This window comes from Devosia sp. FKR38 (assembly GCF_005222805.1).
In the GTDB taxonomy this organism is placed as follows: domain Bacteria; phylum Pseudomonadota; class Alphaproteobacteria; order Rhizobiales; family Devosiaceae; genus Devosia.
Genome location: NZ_STGC01000005.1, coordinates 342,488 through 361,332, shown reverse-complemented (window position 1 = coordinate 361,332; position 18,845 = coordinate 342,488). Strand labels below are relative to the sequence as shown.

Genomic DNA, 18,845 nt, shown 5'->3' with positions numbered 1-18,845 from the left:
CTCAAAAAACCCGCAAGTTACGGTTCATGACAAATCTGTAACAATTGGGGTGTGGTCGCATAGGGCTCCCAGCGCCCATCAGCCATGCGGCGATCACGGGACTATGACTTGCATGCGGGCGCCCCGCGGGGCTGATATCGCCCCCATGAAACGCCTTGCCCTGCCCTTGCTTAGCCTGATGGCTGCCGTGTCGCCGGCCTATGCGCAGTTTCCGCCGCCGGGCATCTATGCCTGCGTCGATGCGGCGGGCGCCGTATTCGGCACCCTGAGCCTGTTCGTGGCGGGGGATTATGACTTTGCGTCGGAGGTGATTGAACGTGGCCAGGGGCAGCTGGCGTCAGCCGGCCCGAGCGTGGATGCGCTCACCGGGCCCCTGGCCGATATCCACCTCAAGGGCAGTTTCGTCACCGATGACTATGGTGACACGATCTTCAGCTTCACCACCGACAAGGGCGCATTGACCTGCGCCCTTCCGCAGGACTCCTAGCCGGCGACCTTCGAAAAATCGGCGACCAGATGCATGGTGTCGCGCAGGCGGGCCAGCAGGGTCAGGCGATTGACGCGGACAGCCGCGTTCTCGTCATTGACCAGCACGGCGGTGAAGAAGGCATCGACCGGCACGCGCAGCGAGGCCAGTTCAGCCATGGCGGCCTGATAGTCGTCAGCCGCCACATGCTTGGTCACTGCGGCGTGCACAGCGTCGACCGCGAAGGCCAGCGTGGTCTCTTCGGGCAGCACCAGCGCACCCTGGACGACGGCGCCGCCATAGGCCTTGCCGTCCTTCTTTTCCTCGGCCGCCAGAATATTGGCAGCGCGCTTGTAGCCGGCCAGCAGGTTCTTGCCGTCTTCGGACGACAGCAGGGCCGAGAGGGCCTCGGCACGCTGGCTGATCTGCAACATGTCATTGCTGTCGGCTGCAATCACCGCGTCCACCAGATCGTGGCGGGCGCCGGCATCGCGCAGCATCACCTTGAGGCGATCATGGAAAAAGGCCAGGAGATCGGCCTCGACCTTCAGCGGCATGCGGATTGCATTGTCGATCAGGATGCGGATCACGCCCAGCGCGGCGCGGCGCAGCGCGAAGGGGTCGCGCGAACCAGTCGGCTTTTCATCGATCGCCCAGAAGCCGGTGAGCAAGTCGAGCTTGTCGGCCAGCGCGACGGCGATGGACACCGGCTCGCTGGGCACCTTGTCGGTGGGGCCGAGCGGCTTGTAGTGCATTTCCATGGCGGTCGCGATATCTGCCGGCTCGCCCTGGGCGGCAGCATAATAGCGCCCCATCAGGCCCTGCAGTTCGGGGAACTCGCCCACCATGCCGGTGGTGAGGTCAGCCTTGGCCAGCATGGCGGCGCGCTTGGCGCGCTCGGGATCAGCACCCACCACGGGCGCGATCTCGCCGGCCAGCTTGACCAGGCGTTCGACGCGGGCAAACTGGCTGCCCAGCTTGGCGTGGAACACGGTGTCTTCCAGCTTGGGCAGGCCATGCTCGAGCGGCAGCGACAGATCGCCATCGTAGAAGAAGACAGCATCGCTGAGGCGCGCACGGATCACGCGCTCATTGCCGGCGGTGATCACGGCGCCGCCGTCGGAGGCGATGGTATTGGCGGTGATGATGAACTTGGGCGCCAGCTTGCCGTCGGCATCGCGCAGACAGAAGCATTTCTGGTTGGCGCGGATGGTGGCGATGATCACCTCTTCGGGCAGGCGCAGGAAGGCCGGATCAAAGCTGCCCATCATCACCACGGGCCATTCGACGAGCCCGGCGACCTCTTCGAGCAGGCCTTCGTCGGCGATCACGCTCAGGCCCTGGGCGAAGGCGAGGTTTTCTGCATCGACGCGGATGATGTCCTTGCGGCGATCGATATCGAGCACGACCTTGGCGCGTTCGAGCGCGGTCACATAGTCGTCAAAGCGGCGCACGGTGATGGCGTCGGGCGCCAGGAACCGGTGGCCAAAGGTGGTCTGGCCCGAGGTCAGTTCGTTGGACTGGAAGGGAATGACCACGGGGTCTTCGTTCTCGCTGCCGAAGGTGGCGGTGATGGCGCGCAGCGGACGCACCCAGGCAAAGCTGCCGCTGCCCCAGCGCATGGACTTGGCCCAGGGGAATTCGGTGAGCATTTTGGGCAGAATGGTCGACAGCAGGCTCACCGCATCGGCGCCGGGCTTGTCGATCTGGGCGACGTAGAAATCGCCTTTCTTGGGGTCGGATTCGATCTTGGCCTGGTCGAGCGAGGTCAGCCCGGCCGAGCGCAGGAAGCCGTCGATGGCCTGTTGCGGCGCGCCGACCTTGGGGCCCTTCTTTTCTTCGCGGGTGTCGGGCGAGCGGGCCGGCAGGCCGGTCACGGTCAGTGCCAGGCGGCGCGGCGTCACAAAAGCCCGGGCGCCTTCGTAGACCAGCCCGGCATCCACCAGCGCATTGGTGACCGCCTTCTTGAGGTCCTCAGCCGCGCGCCGCTGCAGGCGGGCGGGGATTTCCTCGGAAAACAGTTCGAGCAACAGTTCGGGCATAGCGGATACCAGGGTTAGAAAGCGCGGTTTTGCTTAGCTTGGGCAGGCGGCGATGTCCATAAGCCGATTACCAGCCGCCGCCACCGCCGCCACCGCCGCCGCCGCCGGAGAAGCCACCACCGCCGCCGCCACCGCTGGAAAAGCCGGAGGAACTGGCCTGTACCGGCTGGGAGGCCACCATGGCCGCCGTCATGCTGGCGGCGGCTGTGCTGACGGCATTGCTGATGCTGGAGCTGGCATTGCCAAAGCCGCGCGGCTGGCCGCCATAATACCAGGCAGGCGCATAGGTGCCGGTGACGTCGCTGACCGCATGGCGGGCCAGTTCGGCCTCGAAGTGATCTGTCCAAGGCTTTTCCACGCCCAGGGCGATGGCATAGGGCAGCAGACGCTCAAAGAAGCTCGCGGTCATGGGCGGCGCCGTGACCATGTTCATGCGGTCCTTCTCGGCGGTCTCCATGTAGAGCTTGAGCCCGTCGATCTGGTCCATCACCTTGCGGCCCTGCACGGTGGGGGCGCGCATCAGGAAGGCGAAGATCACCGTCACCAGCACAATGGAGACGGCGGCGACCGACGCCACGTTGATCGAAAGGGACGTGAAGCTGTCGAGCGCAAAGCCCACTACGTTGAAGCCGACCACCGCCACCCAGATCAGGGTGAAGGCACGGGCAAATATGCCGCCGCTCATGCCCTTGCCGGCGAGCCCGCCCAGCGAGGCAAGCAAGATGCCCACGATCACCGAGCCGATCAGCCAGACCGGGTCGAGAATGTCGAGGAACACCATGCCGCCTAGCAGCACGAAGGCCAGCAGATAGCCCAGGATGGTAAAGCCGGTATTGGTCTTGAACCAGGCGCTGCGGTTTTCTGCCTCGATGGCGCCGACAAATTCCGCGCGGCGCTTTTCGAGTTGCGGGCCATGGGTCTTGTCGATCGAGACCGTGCCCAGTCGGGAAAAATAGGCGAAGAGGCTTTCCTCGCCCGCCGGCAGCTTTTCGTCGGGCTGCTTGTTGGTGCGGGTGATGCGCAGCGTATCGGTGCTGTTGTCGACCGTCACCAGGCCCTTGACGCCCAGGCTGAAGATCGAGGCGGTCAGCGCCACCCAGCCGGAATTGGCGAAGCCCCATTTGTGCACGTAATGCACCAGCGCAGGCGAGAAGCCCTTGGGCGCATGGAACAGCGGGATAATGATGCCCTTTTCGGGGTCGCGACCGACGCGGAACCAGGCAATGGCGTTGTAGGCCAGCGCCAAGAGCGCGGCCAGCACCGGCACGATGGTGTCGCGCAGATCGGCAATGGACTGCAGCAGCGCGGCGAGGCCGGTGGGATGGTCAATGGCGCCCTTGTTGAAGGCCACCGCGATGGTCATGCCCTCGCCGGCGCCCAGCGTCCGTGTGGCGCGGAAGCTGGCGGTGGCGTCGGCATTGCGCTTGCTGGCGACGGCCTGCTCGGTTGAGCCGACCACGCCGGTATAGCCGGCCAATTGGGTGATCACCGCCCCATTGGGCAAGCTCACCCGGGCGCTGGCCGCCTCAATCGGGAAGACCCAGAAATTGCCCGTCACGTTCCAATAGAGCTCGTCATGGTCAGCGAAGGAACGCGCCATGCGGCTCATGGTATAGGTGATGGTGTAGCTGTGGCGGCCATAATCGAGGAACACATCGGGATTGCCGATCCAGATGCGCATAAAATTGCCCATGCGCTCGACGCGATATGGCTCGTCAGAACCGTCGCGGGTCACCGAGAGGACAGTGAGGTCGGGCCGTACCTTGGCGCCGTCGCTGCCGAGCATGACCACGGGAATGTCGCGATAGATGCCGCGCCGGATCTCGTTGCCCTCGGCATTGACTACGATTGTCTCGGCGACCGTCACCGTGCCGTCGCGCGCCAGGGTGATGTCGCTGTCATAGGCGCGGATCACTTCGCGCGCGGCCACCGGAAATACCAGCAGCAGCGCCAGGGTCAGTGCGAGAAGGGACCGGACCACGAGGGCCATTGCCGTCAATTGAACTTGACGGTGGGCACTGCGCGCTCGGCCGGGCTGTCCAGCTCGAAATACTGCGCCTTCTGGAAGCCGAAGGGACCGGCGATGAAGTTGGACGGCACCGATTCCACCATCACATTGAGGTTGCGCACCGCGCCATTGTAGTAGCGGCGCGACATCTGGATTTCTTCTTCGACGGTCTGCAGCGCCGCCTGGAATTCGAGAAAGGTCGTATTGGCCTTGAGGTCGGGATAGGCCTCGGCGGTGGCGATCAGCCGGCCCAGCGCGCCGGACAACTGGCCTTCGGCCGCCGCACGTTGCTCGGGCGTGCCATTGGCCGCGCTGGTGGCGGCGGCACGGGCATTGGTCACCGCCTCCAGCGTCTCGCGCTCATGGCTCATATAGCCCTTCACGGTCTCCATCAGATTGGGGATCAGATCGGTGCGCCGCTTGAGCTGCACGTCGATGCCGGACCAGCCCTCCTCAACCATCTGCCGGTTCTTGACCAGGCCATTGTAGATGCTGACGGCGTAAAAGGCGGCGACCACCACCAGACCCAGAATAATCCAACCGATCATGATGCAGGCTCCCTCAGAGGCATGTGCGTGGCGCGACAGTGGCACCGCCCAGCGGCGCGCGCAATGGTCCCACTTGACTTGCCGCCAGCGCTTCCTAAGTTATTGGCATGATCAGGATTGCGACCCATTGGCTGGAAAATCCCCTGGCGGGATTTCACCCCTAAGCACGCTGCCAGCGCCGGCGCCTGCTTAGGGTAGGCTTGCCGCGTTCACAGCGAATTCCTGGCGCATCATTTCCCATTTTTTCCGGTCGTACCGCCGCGCAGTCCGCGCGCGGGCGGCCGCATTTCATAAAGTTCACGACCATGACCGCACTTGCGCCCTTCAACGACCTCAGCCCCGACATCGTGCTGGGAGAAGCCGATCACCGGCAGCTCAATATCCTGGCCATAGCGGGCCTCGACCACACGCCGGACCAGTCCGACAATCTGCTCTATGAACTTGAACGCGCCCGCGTGGTCGAGGATGGCGCCGTGCCGTCCGATATTGTGCGCATGGGCTCCAAGGTCACCTATCGCACCGACAGCGGCCAGCATCCGACGGTGACGCTGGTCTATCCTGCGGATGCCGATATTGCCCGCGGCCGCATTTCAGTGATGACGCCGGTGGGGACGGCGCTGATCGGCCTGCGCAAGGGCCAGTCGATCACCTGGCGCGGCCGCGACAACCGCAAGCACATGCTGACCGTGCTGAATGTGGCGGCGCCCTGAGGGCGCCGCGGACTCTTACTCTGCGCCGCCGCCGGCGGTCTGCAGCCAGGCTTCGCCGCAGCTCTTGGCCAGCTCGCGGATGCGCAGGATATAGCTCTGCCGTTCGGTCACCGAGATGACGCCGCGCGCATCGAGCAGGTTGAAACTGTGCGCGGCCTTGAGCACCTGCTCATAGGCCGGGATGGCCATGGTCTGGCGATTGCCATCGGCGCCCTTGGCCAGCACGGCCCGGCACTCGTTTTCGGCATCGAGGAAGTGGCGGAACAGGATATCGGTGTCGGCAGCCTCGAAATTATACTTGGACTGCTCCTGCTCGTTCTGCAGGAACACGTCGGCATAGGTCACCTTGGCATCGCCCACGCCGCCGTTGAAGTTGAGCTCCATGATGGAGTCCACATTCTGCAGATAGCAGGCCAGGCGCTCCAGACCATAGGTCAGCTCGCCCGCCACGGGGTTGCACTCAAAGCCGGCCACCTGCTGGAAATAGGTGAACTGGCTGACTTCCATGCCGTCGCACCAGACTTCCCAGCCCAAGCCCCAGGCGCCCAGGGTCGGGTTTTCCCAATCGTCCTCGACAAAGCGCAGATCATGTACGTCCGGGTCGAGGCCAATGGCATAGAGCGACTTGAGGTAGAGCTCCTGGATGTCGGCTGGCGAGGGCTTGAGGATTACCTGGAACTGGTAATAGTGCTGCAGGCGATTGGGGTTTTCGCCATAGCGGCCATCCTTGGGGCGGCGCGAAGGCTGCGCATAGGCAGCGTTCCAGGGCTTGGGCCCGAGCGCACGCAGCACGGTGGCCGTGTGGGAGGTACCGGCGCCCATCGGCATGTCATAGGGCTGCAGGATCACGCAACCCTGCTCCGCCCAGAATTGCTGCAGCGTCAGGATCAGACCCTGGAACGAATTCTTGGGGTCCATGTAGGATGGGCGGTTGGTCATTTGGCAGTCCCTGCTAACTGGCACAAACCTCTAGTTTGCGCGCCCGGCAGGGTCAACGGCGTTTGTCGTCATCGCCGGGGCGATAGGTGCCATCCTTGTCGCGCTTGAGGTCGATCACGCCGGGCTGCTCGCGCTCGCGCAGGTCGCGTTCGCGGCGCAGGCGGCGGGCTTCCTCGGCGTCGCTGTCGAACTTGCCGGTCCAGTCGCGCCAGATGCGGCGCACGCCCATATAGACCATCAGGCCCAGCACGGCGAAGATGATGACGCGGAGCAGCAGTGCAGTCATGGGCGGTTGTCCACGGTCTAGAGGCCGAGCCGCGCCCAGATGGCACGGTCTTCGATGGTGGCGGCGATGTCGGCGCTGAGGCCGGCCATGATGCCGATGCGGGGCAGTTGCAGCCAGCCGCGCTTGGGCTCGATCAGTCGAAGGTTTACTTCGGGGCCATAGCGGGTGGTCAGGGTTTCATGCAGGTCGCCGATGGCGTCGACCAGGCCCAGTTCGACCCCGCGCAGGCCCGTCCACCACTGGCCGTTGAACAGTTCCTCGTCACTGCCTTTGAGGCGCCCGGCCCGGCCGGCCTTCACATGGTCGATGAATACCTGGTGGATGTCGTTCTCAAAGCGGGTGATGCGTTCCACATCCTCAGCCTTTTCCGGCAGGAAGGCGTCGAGCGTGGATTTGCTGTTGCCCGCGGTATGGACGCGCCGCTCGATGCCGAGCTTGTCGATGGCTCCGACAAAGCCGAAGCCGGCCATGATGACGCCTATCGAGCCGACGATGGATGACGGATCGACAAAGATCTCGTCGCCGGCGACCGCGATGAAATAGCCGCCCGAGGCCGCGGCATCCTCGACAAACACCAGCACGGGCTTGCCGTTCTGGTTGGCGAGCTCGCGGATGCGCTTGGAGATCAGCCGGCTCTGCACCGGCGAGCCGCCGGGCGAATTGATGACAATGGCGACAGCGGGCGCATTGCGCATGCCAAAGGCGCGCTTGAGCAGCGGTTCAACCGCAGCAATGTTGAGACGACCCTGGCGCTGTTCGGCGGCGATCACACCCTGCAGGCGCACCACCGGGATGGTGACCCTGCCGCGCCGCAACATACGCTGCAGCCAGGTCCGCTTCGGCACTGCCGGATCATTCATGCTTTGTCCTCATCTGCGCGCGGGTGAGATTTAGGACGCCCTGCCCCCGATTACCAGTCAAGCCGGGCCGACCCAAGAAAGATTGCGTCAAATTCGGGCGCAAAGGCGCGCCCATCGTCGCCATGCAGCGCCCGATTGGCCAAAAGGGTCAGCGGCGCCCGCGAGCCCTTGATGCCGCGGATCAACACGCGCGACGCCGCGGCGCCAAGGCGCGGGCTCAGTGGCAGGATGGTCAGTGCGCCAAAGCGCTGCTCGAAGCCGGCCAGCAGCGGCGCGAGACTGGTGGCAGGATAGATGAAGACCACCTCGCCACCCGGCGCCGCGCAGCCGGCTGCCGTCTTGATCCAGCTATCGAGCGCAGAGGCGTCCATATGGCGCGAGCCAGCGCGGCCAGCGTCATCGGCCAGCGTGCCGTCACTGAAAAACGGCGGATTGGCGATCACAGCGTCATGCCCATTATCGGCCAGCCCCGCCGCATGGCGCAGGCTGCCCTTGGCTGTCACATCGACCGTCCGGATCTGTCCGCGTTCGGAGAGGCCATTGTCCCGCAGGTTTTGATCGGCCAGCGCCAGCATCTCGGTGTTTTGATCGACCAGCGTGCCGCTCATCTCGGGCGCATGCACCAGCGCCACCAGCCCTGCCGTGCCGACGCCGCAGCCCATGTCGAGCAGCGTTTTGCAGCCCGCCGACACCGCGGCACCGAGCAGCACACTGTCGAGGCCAGCCCGGAATCCGTTGCGCGGCTGCGACACAGTCAGCCTGCCCCCCAAAAAGGCATCGCGTGTTACCGATTGGTGTTTTACAAAGGCAGGCGGCTGGTCTAGGGACATCGCACCCGTAAAGGTCGGTTTTGCGCGAGATTACAAGCGCAATTGAGGCAGACTCAACCAAATTTGCCGGTAGCGGCGCGCAGGGACGTAAACAGGTGTCAGTGCTGACGCAAATCAAAGAGGCGCCGGTCGCCACGCCCATAGACCGGCTGCTGGCCGCAACAGCTGCCGATATGGCGCAGGTGAACGCGCTCATTCTCAGCCGCGCCGACTCGCATGTCGAGATGGTGCCCGAGCTGGCCCGCTATCTCATCGAGAGCGGCGGCAAGCGCTTGCGCCCCATGTTGACCGTCGCCGCAGCCCAGCTCTTCGGCAAGGGCAAAGGCAGCGCGATCAATTTCGCCGCAGCCGTTGAATTCATGCACAACGCCACCCTGCTGCACGATGATGTGGTGGACGAGAGCGACATGCGCCGCGGCAAGCCGGCGGCCCGCATGGTGTGGGGCAACAAGGCCTCGATCCTGGTGGGCGATTTCCTGCTCGGCCAGGCCTTCATGATGATGGTGGAAACCCGCGACATCGACTCGCTGGGCGTGCTGTCTGCCGCGTCGGCCGTGATGGCCGAGGGCGAAGTGTTCCAGCTCGCCAAGACGGGCGATCTCACCACCACAGCCGCCGATTATGCCGAAGTGATCCGCGCCAAGACCGCCGTGCTGTTCGAGGCTGCCTGCGAAGTGGGCGCCATGGCTGGTGGCGCTGACGCAGCGGGCCGCGCGGCCCTGGCCCGCTATGGGCTGGAACTGGGCAATGCCTTCCAGCTGGTGGACGATGCGCTCGATTATGGCGGCCAGGCCGGCACGCTGGGCAAGAATACGGGCGATGATCTGCGCGAGGGCAAGATGACCCTGCCGGTGATCCTGGCCTTGGGCGACGCCACCGAGGCCGAGCGCGCCATCATTGCCGGCGCCCTGGGCGATGCCAGCGCCAGCGCCGATCAGGTCGCCGCCGTTGTGGCCATCATGGAACGCTACAATACGCTGGGCCGTACGCTGGAACAGGCTCGTGCCCATGCCGCGTCCGCGCAGCAGGCCCTCGACACCTTGCCGGCGTCCGAAATGCGGACCCTGCTGGCCGATGTGGTCGAATTCAGCGTGTTGCGCGCCTACTAAGAGCCGGGTGTAATCAGCGGCGCGGCTGCGACCCAATGGTCGGGATTGGCCGCCCGCATCATCTGCGCGGCCTGATGGGCCTGCCCGCTTGACCCGAACAGCCCGAACACCGTCGCGCCCGAGCCCGACATGCGCGCCAGCATGCAGCCCTGTGCCTGGGCGAGATGATCGACAATCTCCCCGATCACCGGCACCAGCTTGACCGCCGGCGGCTGCAGATCATTGCGTGTCTCGGCCAGCCAGATGCCCAGCTGCGCCGGGCGGGTCAGCGGCGCGGGCAATTCGGGCAGCGGATAATTGTCATGCGCCCGAAGGCGGCGGAATACATCGGCCGTGGCCAGCGGCACCATGGGGTTTACCAGCACGATATGCAGCGTGGGAAACTCCGGCAGCGGCTCGAGCAATTCGCCAACGCCCCGCGCCAAAAGGGGCGTCGAGACCAGGCACGCCGGCACATCGGCGCCCAATTGCGCCGCGAGGTCAGCCAGCGCCGCAAAGGAGATCGCCTCTGTGGAGAGGCCCGCCATCAGCCGCAGGGCCGCGGCGGCGTCAGCCGACCCGCCGCCAATGCCGGCTGCCACCGGCAGGTTCTTGGTAAGGCGCATGGCGAGACCCGTGCTGACAGCCCCCGGCCAGCGCGCGCGGAAGCCGGCCACGGCGCGGCTCACCAGATTGGTGTCGCCGGCGCCCAGGCCCTTGGCAAAGGGGCCGGCGATGGTCAGCGAATCGGCATCAGCCGGCGCCGCCTCGAGCTCGTCGGCGACATCGGCGAACACCACCAGGCTTTCCAGGTCATGATAGCCGTCCTCCCGGCGCCGCGTGACATGCAGCGCCAGATTGATCTTGGCGGGCGCAATCTGCAGAATCGACTGGTCCATCCGCGGCTAGTCGATGGCGTTTTCGGCTGTGAGCCCATCCGCCAGCTTGACGGCGACGCGCTCCTTGACGTTGCCGACCTCGTCCATGGCGCCAGCAATGCGCCACTGGAACTTGGCTTCAAGGCGCCGCCCGACCTTCCAATAGGCATCGCCCAGATGGTCATTGAGCTCGGGATCATTGGGGCGCAGCAGCACGGCGCGTTCCAGCGTGGTCACGGCCTCGTCAATGCGACCAAGCTTGTAGAAGGCCCAGCCGAGCGAATCGACGATATAGCCGTCCTGCGGCTGTGCCTCGACAGCGGTCTCGATCATCTTGAGCGCGCGGTCCAGGTTCATGTCCTGGTCGATCCAGCTATAGCCGAGGTAGTTCAGCACCGCCGGCTGGTCGGGGTTGAGTTCCAGCGCCTTGAGGAAATCGGCCTCGGCCTTGGGCCATTGCTTGGCGCGTTCATAGGAAATGCCGCGCACATAATAGAAGCGCCAGTCAGACAGCTTCTCGCCGCCGGTCAGCTCGAGCGCCTTGGTGTAGGTAGCTGCGGCGTCCTCATAATGCTCGCCATAGCGCTGCATGTCACCCAGCACCGAAATGGCGTCGAGGTCCGTGGGGTCGGTGGCGACGATATTGTTGAGGCGCCGCAGGGCCTCCTCATGGTCGCCCATGGCGTCCAGGTTCTGCGCGATATGCACCACGGCATTGGACTTCATCGGCGAGGTGGCCGGCACGCCGTCATAGATAATATTGGCGGCCTCGTGCTGACCGGCGGCATCGAGCTGCTCGCCCAGGGCGACAGCGATCACATCGGCGGAGGGGTCGAGATAGAGCCCCATGCGCAGGAACACCAGCGACAGGTCCGGATTGCCATCGCGCGACAGCGCCACGCCAATGCCATGGAACATTTCGGCGGCGCCGATCTGCACATTGGCGGCGAAAATGCCCGGCCGCACGCCGGCATTGATCTTGTCGCGCACCATGCTGACGATGGGGTGGCTCAGCCCCTGGTCCTCGAACTGAGCGATGGCCGCCTTGGCCTCGTCAAACTGGCCGGCATTGGCCAGCATGCGGGCATAGACCTCGACAATGCGCGCCACATAGGGCTCGGCATCATAGGCCTGGCCGGCCAGCTCGATGGCCTTGTCGGTGTCGCCAGCAGCTTCCGCCATCAGCGCGCGGTGGAACACCAGGAAATCGTCGAGCCCGGTGGCGCCCAGCTTGTCGAGCATGGCGTCGGCTTCCGGCTTGCGGTCGGCGCCCACCAGGGCCCAGGCGCGTAGAATGCTGGCCGTGACGCCGGTGAAGCTCTCCTGCCCGATGGCTTCGAGCATGCTGTCTGCGGCGTCGTAGCGGCGCTCCTTGAAGGCCTCGGTGGCCACGATCAGCTCGGCCAGCTCGTTATGGGCATCGAGGTCCAGCAGATGCTTGGCGGTCGAGGCGGCCTGGCCGAACTGGCCATCGGCGGCAAAGGCGATGAAGGCGCGCTCGACCAGAATCTGATTGTTCCAGTCGGCCTGCGCGGCCTCGTAGAAATAGCGCGCGGCCTCGTCGGTGCGCAGATCCTGAAGGGCCTGGCGGCCCGCCATATAGGCGCCGGTGACGCTGGCGTTGAACAGCGGCAGCATGCCCGTCTCCAGGCCGCCTTCGGACTGCGCCGTCCGGATGGTCTGCGCCGAATAGACGGCGGTCGCGGCCACCGAGGCCAACAACGCGGCTATCAACGCGGGGCGTGCAATGCGGTTCAGAAACGATGTCACGAGGCTGGATTCTCCGTTGGCCCAGAGGGCCCTTCTGCGGGGGCAGATTGGCGGTTTTGCGACTGCGCCGCAAGGCCGCGCCACATAGCGTGATCTACATGCCGGTGTAGTTGGGGCCGCTGCCGCCTTCGGGCGGCACCCAGGTGATGTTCTGGGCCGGATCCTTGATGTCGCAGGTCTTGCAGTGCACGCAATTGGCCGCGTGGATGCGGAACACCGGCTGGCCGCCGGCCTCGGCGACCTCATAGACGCCGGCCGGGCAATAGAGCGGCGCCGGCTCGCCATAGACCGGCAGGTTATCGCGCACCGGCACGGCCGGATCGGCCAGCACCAGATGCACCGGCTGGTCTTCATCATGGGACAGATTGGAGAGGTACACCGAGGCGGCGCGGTCGAAACTGAGCTGCCCGTCGGGCCGGTCATAGGTACGACCCGCTACGGCATTGCGCGGCTTGAGCGCGGCATGGTCCGGCCCCTTGTGGTGCAGCGTGCCCAGCAGCGAGCGGCCCAGGATCGCGGTGGCCCACATTTCGACCCCACCGGCGATGGCGCCCAGAACCGTGCCAAAGCGCGACCAAAGCGGCTTCACATTGCGCACAGCCTGCAATTCGTCGGCGATGCCGGTCTGCATCACCCGCTTGCCGAAGTCGGCGATCACATCGTGCTTGCGCCCGGCGGCGATGGCATCGGCCACCGCATCGGCCGCGCCAATGCCGGATAGAATGGCATTGTGGATGGCCTTGAGGCGCGGGGCATTCATGAAGCCGGCCGCACAGCCGATCAGCCCGCCACCGGCGAAAGCCAGTGTGGGGATAGACTGCCAGCCGCCGGCCGTCACAGCACGGGCACCATAGCTCAGGCGCGTCGCGCCCTTGAGCAGCGGCGCCACGGACGGATGGGCCTTGAAGCGCTGGAACTCGCCAAAGGGCGACAGCGTGGGGTCGGCATAGTCGAGATAGGTGACCAGGCCCACATAGAGCTTGCGGTCCTCGGCATGATAGACAAAGCCGCCGCCGGAGGTGGCGTTGTCGAGAGGAAAGCCGAGATAGTGGTCCACCTTGCCGGGACTGTGCCGCTCGGCAGGGATTTCCCAGACTTCCTTGATGCCCAGGCCATATTTCTGCGGTTCGCCGGCGAGGTCGAAATCGGCGATGATCTTTTTGGCCAGCGAGCCCCGCGCGCCTTCGGCGATCAGCGTATATTTGGCTTCGAGCGCAATGCCTTCGGCAAAGCTGTCCTTGGGATTGCCGTTGTGATCGCGGCCGAGGTCGCCGGTGATGATGCCGCGCACGGGAGCGCCCTGCCCGCCCAGCACATCGACCGCTGACGTCATCGGGAAAATGTCGACGCCCAGCGCCGTGGCCTCGTCGCCCAGCCAGCGCACCAGATGGCCGAGGCTGACGATGACGGCGCCCTTGGTGCGCACCTGGGGCGGCATCATCCAGTGCGGCAGGCCGAAATCGCCGCTTTGGGTCAGATAATGATAGGTGTCACTGGTGACATCGGGGCCCACTGGCGCGCCCTTGAGGCGCCAGTCGGGAAGGAGGGCGTCGAGCCCGCGCGGGTCCATCACGGCGCCCGAGAGGATATGGCCACCCAGTTCGGCGGATTTCTCCACCACGGTGACGGCGAGCTCCGGATGGCGCTGCTTGATGCGGATGGCGGCCGAAAGCCCGGCAGGACCGGCACCGACGATCAACACATCGGTCGAAAGGGTTTCGCGCGAACCGGCCTCTGCCATATAGATTGCCTCTATCCCCGGGACGCGGCTGGCCGCGCCAAACGGGCTGTGACATAACAGAGAACATGGCCGAAGATCGACCGCTAAATCACGACGAAATGCTCGCCGTGCTCGATTGGTATCGGGCTGCGGGCGTTGATGTTGCGGTGGGCGAAGAGCCGGTCGACCGCTTTGCGCAGCGCCCCCCGGTGCGCAGCGTCCTGCTGCAAGCCGCGGCATTGCAGCCTCCAGCCTCGCAGTCCGAAGCCGCGCCACTCGCTGCCCCCGCCATCGGCGCCGACCCCGCCGAGGCGCGCAGTCTGGCCGCCTCGGCCCAGAGCCTGACCGAACTCGAAGCCATCCTTGGCCAATATGACGGCTGCGGGCTCAAGCTGCGCGCGACGCAGCTGGTGTTTGCCGATGGCAATCCGGATGCCAGCATCATGCTGATCGGCGAAGCGCCCGGCGCCGAAGAGGATCGCATCGGCAAGCCCTTCGTGGGCAAGTCGGGCCAGTTGCTCGATCGCATGCTGGCGGCCATCGGGCTGGACCGCAGCAAGGTCTATATCGCCAATACCGTGCCGTGGCGGCCGCCGGGCAATCGCACGCCGACGCCCGAGGAAATGGCGCTCTGCCTGCCGTTCCTGCATCGTCAGGTGGAACTGGTGGCGCCCAAGGTTATCATGACGCTGGGCGGGCCGGCCATGCAGACCATTTTCGACACCACAAGCGGCATCATCAAGATGCGCGGCAAGTGGGCGAACCTGACCGTGGGCCGGCACCAGGCCGAGGCCGTGGCGACGCTGCATCCGGCCTATCTGCTGCGCAATCCAGCCGCCAAGGAACAGGCCTGGCAGGATATGCTCAGCCTCAAGCTCAAGCTGGTGGAACTGGGCCTGGTCGACTGAGCCGGATCGACGTTCGCCAAAGAAAAATCCGCATGACGGGCAAAAGAGCCGCGCCAAGCCTGGTTTGCCGCGTTAATGTCACCGTTGCGTGATTTGCAACGTTCCCGTCCCTCCCAGCGCCGAAAGTGCCATGGCTTCCGTTATCAAGATCTACGCCCTTTTCCTCGGCTCAGCCCTGCTGATGTTCGGCGGCGGATTGCAGGGCCTGCTGCTCTCGGTCCGTGGTGCGGAGGAGCATTTTTCCCTGCTCTCGCTGGGCCTGATCGGCACAGGCTGGTCGGTGGGTTTCGTTGCCGGATCGCTCACTGTGCCCCTGGTGGTGCGCAAGGTGGGCCATATCCGGGCCTTCTCGGTGATGGCGGCCATCGGGACGATCACCATCCTGCTCAATCTGCTCTGGATCAACGATATCAGCTGGATTTTCCTGCGCGCCCTGTCGGGCTTCTGCTTTGCCGGCGCGGCGATGATCGTGGAAAGCTGGCTCAACGAAGTCGCCGAGAACAAGAGCCGCGGTACGATCTTTTCGATCTACGTCACCATCAACATGGCCGCCTCGACCCTGGGCCAGATCGCCATGTCGGTCACCGGCACGGCGGGCTATGTGCCATTCGTTCTGGGCGCGATCAGCTTTATCTGCGCCATTCTGCCGACGGCGCTGACCTCCAGCCCGCAGCCGCGCCCGCTGTCCTCGGCCAAGATCGATATTGGCCTGCTCTACCGCACCTCGCCGGTGGCCGCGATTGCCGCCTTTTCGGTCGGCATGGCCAACGGCTCCTTCGGCACGCTGGCGCCGGTCTATGGCTATGAGCGCGGGCTCGACGCCGGCGGCATTGCCTTCCTCTTCTCGCTGGCGGCCATTCTGGGCGCGGTGGCGCAGATCCCCTTTGGGCGCCTGTCCGACCGCATCGACCGGCGCCTGGTGCTGATTGGCCTTTCCGGCTTTGCCGCGCTCGTGGGCATGCTCACCGTGCTGATCAACCCCGAAGCCGGCTGGGTGATGTATGTGCTGTTCGCCGCCTATGGCTTTGCCGCCAATCCGATCTATGCGGTGGCCGTGGCCCATGCCAATGACTATGCCAAGGAGGGTGAATTCGCCCGCGTTGCCGGCGGCATGCTGGTGATCCTGGGCGTGGGCCTGGCCATCGGCCCGGCCGTCGCCTCGGCGATCATGAGCGCCTGGTCGCCGGTGGGCCTGTTCATCGTCACGGCGGCCTTCCATGGCGCACTGGCTATCACCGCCTTCCTCCGCATGCGGGTGCGCAAGGGGATCGATGCGGCCGACCGCACGCCGTTCCAACCCATGGGCAATGATCGTCAGGTGACGCCGGAAACCATCGAGCTTGATCCGCGCGCCGATTTTGATAGTGCGGAGATGCGGGTCGATGAGGACCCCGTGCCCGAAGAGCTGGCATCGGCCAAAGCCTAGGAGACCCCCATGTTCAAGACCGCCCGGTTCGAGGACCGCGCCTTCCAGCCGTTGTCGATTGCGGTGATCGCCGTGTCTGACACCCGCACCCTCGAAACCGACACCGGCGGCGCCCTGCTCAAATCGCTGCTCGAGGCCGATGGCCATCGCTGTGCCGAGCGCGTGGTGGTGCGCGACGATATCCAGCTCATCCGCCAGGCGGTGCAGGGCTTTGTCGCCGACCCTACGGTCGATGTGGTGCTGACCACCGGCGGCACCGGCTTTTCCGGCCGCGACGTGACGCCCGAGGCGGTCGAGCCGCTGTTCGACAAGCGCATGGAAGGCTTTTCGGTGCTGTTCCACCAGTATTCGGCCACCACCGTGGGCACCAGCTCGCTGCAGTCGCGCGCCACGGCTGGCCTCATCGGAACGACCTTCGTCTTCTGTCTGCCCGGCTCGCGCGGCGCCTGCCGCGACGCCTGGGAGGGCATTCTGACCCACCAGCTCGACTACCGGCACAAGCCCTGCAATTTCGTCGAGCTGATGCCAAGGCTGTCCGAGCGCTGAGCGCCTTGCCCCAGATACAAACAAAAACGGCGTCCCTTGGGACGCCGTTGTCGTTTTAAGGCTTGGCTGCGGCTAGTGGCCGTGGCCGCCCATGCCGCCCGGCTGGGCTTCGGGCTTGCGCACCATGATGGCAGCGCCGATGGCGAGCAGCGAGATCACGGCACCCACCAGGAACGCCAGCTGGATGCCACCGGCAAGGGCCGACACGGGCTCGGTACCCGCAGCGGTGAGGCTTGCCGCGCGCAGCGTCATCAGCGCGACGAACAGGGCAATGCCCGCCGCACCCGCCACCTGCTGCACTGAACCGAGGATCGCGCTGCCATGCGAATAGAGATCCATGCGCAGCGACCCCATGGCGGCGGTGAACAGCGGCGTAAAGGTCAGCGCCAGGCCGATGCTGATGACGATATGACCGGCCAGGATCGCCCAGATCGAGGTGTGCTGATCCACGCGGGTCAGCGCCCAGAGCACGATGGAGACCAGGATCGTACCCGGCACCAGCAGCGGGGTCGGACCATATTTGTCGAACAGGCGGCCGACCGTGGGGGCCAACAGGCCCATCAGCAGCCCGCCCGGCAGCAGCAGCAGGCCGGTCTGCAGCGTATCGATGCCCAGCACATTCTGCGTATAGATCGGCAGCAGGATCACCGTGCCGAACAGCGCCATCATGGCGCAGGCCATGGTCAGCACCGAAACGGTGTAGTTGCGCGACAGGAAGGTGCGCAGGTCGAGCAGCGCCTTGCCCTGCTGCGACAGGCCGATCTGGCGCCAGATGAAGACGGCCATGGCGACCAGGCCCACCACCAGCGGCAGCCAGATCGGGAAGGCGGCGCCCTCGGCACTGCCTTCGCCCAGGCTCGACAGGCCATAGACCAGGCCGCCAAAGCCGATCACCGAGAGCAGCACCGACAGCAGGTCAAGCGGGGCATAGCGCGGCGTCGTCACGTTCTGGATGCGCAGGCTCCCCAGCACCAGCGCCAGGATCGAGATGGGCAGCATGATGATGAACATCCAGCGCCATTCCAGCACATTGAGGATGAAGCCGCCGATGGTGGGGCCGATGGCCGGCGCCACCGAGATGACGATGGAGATATTGCCCATGGTCTTGCCGCGCGATTCCGGCGGCACCAGGGTCATGACCGTGGTCATCAGCAGCGGCATCATGATGGCGGTGCCGACCGCCTGGATGACGCGGCCGAAGATCAGCAGCTCGATGCCGGGCGACGCGGCGCAGATCAGCGTGCCGATGGTGAACACCGACATGGCCAGCATGAAGATCGGCCGCGTGTTGAGGCGCTGCAGCAAAAAGCCGGTGATCGGGATGACGATGGCCATGGTCAGCAGGAACGCCGTGGTCAGCCATTGCGCGACATTGGGCAAGACGCCCAGATCATCCATCAGATGCGGAATGGCCACGCTCATCATGGTCTCGTTGAGGAAGACCACAAAGGTCGACCCGAGTAGCAGGGCAATCACCAGGCGATTGCGCGCGGCATTGTCGAGGACCGGTGCAGTCTGGTCCGGCATGGCGTCCAGCGCCGGTGCATCAGTGGTCATGGTGTGGTCTTTCGTTCTGGAAAATCGTCTTGCCGCCTCGACGTTCCGCTGGCGGCGATTTCGACGGCTTGTCCCAAACAGTTCCGTCAGGAGCTGTCAGCAGCCGATCACTCAAATGGATAGTTCTATGGTCTTGGCCCCATGGGGGCGGGAAAAACCCGCTACGGACAATGGTCTCTGCCGACCGTGAGCGGGGAGCGAAATCGATATGGACTTTTGCCGTGTCCGTCCAGTGGCCAGGCTGCAACGCCGCCTTGCAGCAT

At 65.1% G+C, this 18,845-nt stretch carries 17 protein-coding genes; 6 read left to right on the top strand and 11 right to left on the bottom strand.

Annotated elements, in window-relative coordinates; all coding sequences use genetic code 11:
- The first annotated feature begins 145 nt into the window (after positions 1-145).
- Positions 146-487, top strand: a complete 342-nt coding sequence (locus E8M79_RS06850; RefSeq protein WP_137151190.1) for a hypothetical protein — start codon at positions 146-148, stop codon at positions 485-487.
- On the opposite strand, the gene glyS is transcribed toward E8M79_RS06850, so the two are convergent.
- The 3 genes from glyS to E8M79_RS06835 all read right to left on the bottom strand — a co-directional run bounded on the left by glyS (position 484) and on the right by E8M79_RS06835 (position 5,064).
- Complete coding sequence (glyS, locus tag E8M79_RS06845; RefSeq protein ID WP_137151189.1) at positions 484-2,508, bottom strand: glycine--tRNA ligase subunit beta; 2,025 nt, start codon at positions 2,506-2,508, stop codon at positions 484-486. The two genes, E8M79_RS06850 and glyS, sit on opposite strands and share 4 nt — an antisense overlap.
- Before the next feature lie 67 nt (positions 2,509-2,575).
- Positions 2,576-4,489 (bottom strand): DUF2207 domain-containing protein, encoded by a 1,914-nt coding sequence (locus E8M79_RS18365; RefSeq protein ID WP_171015761.1) that lies wholly within the window; start codon positions 4,487-4,489, stop codon positions 2,576-2,578.
- Between the two features lie 14 nt (positions 4,490-4,503).
- Entirely contained in the window at positions 4,504-5,064 is a 561-nt protein-coding gene (locus E8M79_RS06835) for a LemA family protein (protein ID WP_137151188.1), read from the bottom strand.
- Positions 5,065-5,369: 305 nt separating this feature from the next.
- On the opposite strand from E8M79_RS06835, the gene rnk reads away from it, so the two are divergent.
- A complete protein-coding gene (gene rnk, locus E8M79_RS06830; protein WP_137151187.1) occupies positions 5,370-5,774 on the top strand; it encodes a nucleoside diphosphate kinase regulator in 405 nt (134 codons plus the stop codon).
- A 15-nt stretch (positions 5,775-5,789) separates the two neighbouring features.
- Here the strand turns inward: rnk and E8M79_RS06825 are convergent, their stop codons facing one another.
- Genes E8M79_RS06825 through E8M79_RS06810 form a run of 4 tightly spaced genes read right to left on the bottom strand, consistent with a single transcriptional unit; the run spans position 5,790 to position 8,611 of the window.
- A complete protein-coding gene (locus tag E8M79_RS06825) occupies positions 5,790-6,713 on the bottom strand; it encodes a glycine--tRNA ligase subunit alpha (protein WP_137151186.1) in 924 nt (307 codons plus the stop codon).
- 52 nt (positions 6,714-6,765) lie between these two features.
- The gene (locus tag E8M79_RS06820) at positions 6,766-6,999 is read right to left on the bottom strand and encodes a Na+/H+ antiporter NhaA (protein ID WP_137151185.1); all 234 of its coding nucleotides are present in this window, start codon (positions 6,997-6,999) and stop codon (positions 6,766-6,768) included.
- A 17-nt stretch (positions 7,000-7,016) separates the two neighbouring features.
- On the bottom strand, positions 7,017-7,859 hold the full coding sequence (locus E8M79_RS06815; RefSeq protein ID WP_248304928.1) for a S49 family peptidase: 843 nt from the start codon (positions 7,857-7,859) through the stop codon (positions 7,017-7,019).
- 50 nt (positions 7,860-7,909) lie between these two features.
- Positions 7,910-8,611 carry a methyltransferase gene (locus E8M79_RS06810; RefSeq protein WP_171015760.1) on the bottom strand — a complete coding sequence of 234 codons (702 nt, stop codon included), beginning with the start codon at positions 8,609-8,611 and terminating at the stop codon, positions 7,910-7,912.
- A 251-nt stretch (positions 8,612-8,862) separates the two neighbouring features.
- Here E8M79_RS06810 and E8M79_RS06805 point away from each other — a divergent pair, with 251 nt between their 5' ends.
- A complete protein-coding gene (locus tag E8M79_RS06805; protein ID WP_137153291.1) occupies positions 8,863-9,798 on the top strand; it encodes a polyprenyl synthetase family protein in 936 nt (311 codons plus the stop codon).
- Here the strand turns inward: E8M79_RS06805 and E8M79_RS06800 are convergent.
- From E8M79_RS06800 to E8M79_RS06790, 3 genes are all read right to left on the bottom strand, one after another.
- The gene (locus E8M79_RS06800; protein ID WP_137151183.1) at positions 9,795-10,676 is read right to left on the bottom strand and encodes a 4-(cytidine 5'-diphospho)-2-C-methyl-D-erythritol kinase; all 882 of its coding nucleotides are present in this window, start codon (positions 10,674-10,676) and stop codon (positions 9,795-9,797) included. The genes E8M79_RS06805 and E8M79_RS06800 overlap by 4 nt on opposite strands.
- Positions 10,677-10,682: 6 nt before the next feature.
- Positions 10,683-12,425, bottom strand: a complete 1,743-nt coding sequence (locus E8M79_RS06795; RefSeq protein WP_137151182.1) for a tetratricopeptide repeat protein — start codon at positions 12,423-12,425, stop codon at positions 10,683-10,685.
- A 94-nt stretch (positions 12,426-12,519) separates the two neighbouring features.
- Entirely contained in the window at positions 12,520-14,166 is a 1,647-nt protein-coding gene (locus E8M79_RS06790) for an electron transfer flavoprotein-ubiquinone oxidoreductase (RefSeq protein ID WP_137151181.1), read from the bottom strand.
- A gap of 65 nt (positions 14,167-14,231) precedes the next feature.
- Here E8M79_RS06790 and E8M79_RS06785 point away from each other — a divergent pair, with 65 nt between their 5' ends.
- From E8M79_RS06785 to moaB, 3 genes are all read left to right on the top strand, one after another.
- Positions 14,232-15,053, top strand: a complete 822-nt coding sequence (locus E8M79_RS06785; RefSeq protein ID WP_137151180.1) for a uracil-DNA glycosylase — start codon at positions 14,232-14,234, stop codon at positions 15,051-15,053.
- A 130-nt stretch (positions 15,054-15,183) separates the two neighbouring features.
- Positions 15,184-16,479, top strand: a complete 1,296-nt coding sequence (locus E8M79_RS06780; protein ID WP_137151179.1) for an MFS transporter — start codon at positions 15,184-15,186, stop codon at positions 16,477-16,479.
- Positions 16,480-16,488: 9 nt separating this feature from the next.
- Positions 16,489-17,025, top strand: coding sequence for a molybdenum cofactor biosynthesis protein B (moaB, locus tag E8M79_RS06775; RefSeq protein WP_137151178.1), 537 nt, complete (start codon positions 16,489-16,491; stop codon positions 17,023-17,025).
- A gap of 72 nt (positions 17,026-17,097) precedes the next feature.
- Here moaB and E8M79_RS06770 read toward each other — a convergent pair whose 3' ends face one another.
- On the bottom strand, positions 17,098-18,582 hold the full coding sequence (locus E8M79_RS06770; RefSeq protein WP_137151177.1) for an MDR family MFS transporter: 1,485 nt from the start codon (positions 18,580-18,582) through the stop codon (positions 17,098-17,100).
- Positions 18,583-18,845 lie beyond the last annotated feature (263 nt).

Excerpts from the sequence above, each read along its gene's own strand:
- E8M79_RS06790 (WP_137151181.1), bottom strand. The coding sequence starts at position 14,166 with ATGGCAGAGGCCGGTTCGCGCGAAACCCTTTCGACCGATGTGTTGATC.
- E8M79_RS06850 (WP_137151190.1), top strand. The coding sequence starts at position 146 with ATGAAACGCCTTGCCCTGCCCTTGCTTAGCCTGATGGCTGCCGTGTCG.
- E8M79_RS06785 (WP_137151180.1), top strand. The coding sequence starts at position 14,232 with ATGGCCGAAGATCGACCGCTAAATCACGACGAAATGCTCGCCGTGCTC.
- E8M79_RS06780 (WP_137151179.1), top strand. The coding sequence starts at position 15,184 with ATGGCTTCCGTTATCAAGATCTACGCCCTTTTCCTCGGCTCAGCCCTG.
- moaB (WP_137151178.1), top strand. The coding sequence starts at position 16,489 with ATGTTCAAGACCGCCCGGTTCGAGGACCGCGCCTTCCAGCCGTTGTCG.
- E8M79_RS06835 (WP_137151188.1), bottom strand. The coding sequence starts at position 5,064 with ATGATCGGTTGGATTATTCTGGGTCTGGTGGTGGTCGCCGCCTTTTAC.
- E8M79_RS06815 (WP_248304928.1), bottom strand. The coding sequence starts at position 7,859 with ATGAATGATCCGGCAGTGCCGAAGCGGACCTGGCTGCAGCGTATGTTG.
- E8M79_RS06770 (WP_137151177.1), bottom strand. The coding sequence starts at position 18,582 with ATGACCACTGATGCACCGGCGCTGGACGCCATGCCGGACCAGACTGCA.
- E8M79_RS06820 (WP_137151185.1), bottom strand. The coding sequence starts at position 6,999 with ATGACTGCACTGCTGCTCCGCGTCATCATCTTCGCCGTGCTGGGCCTG.
- E8M79_RS06825 (WP_137151186.1), bottom strand. The coding sequence starts at position 6,713 with ATGACCAACCGCCCATCCTACATGGACCCCAAGAATTCGTTCCAGGGT.
- rnk (WP_137151187.1), top strand. The coding sequence starts at position 5,370 with ATGACCGCACTTGCGCCCTTCAACGACCTCAGCCCCGACATCGTGCTG.
- E8M79_RS06805 (WP_137153291.1), top strand. The coding sequence starts at position 8,863 with ATGGCGCAGGTGAACGCGCTCATTCTCAGCCGCGCCGACTCGCATGTC.
- glyS (WP_137151189.1), bottom strand. The coding sequence starts at position 2,508 with ATGCCCGAACTGTTGCTCGAACTGTTTTCCGAGGAAATCCCCGCCCGC.
- E8M79_RS06800 (WP_137151183.1), bottom strand. The coding sequence starts at position 10,676 with ATGGACCAGTCGATTCTGCAGATTGCGCCCGCCAAGATCAATCTGGCG.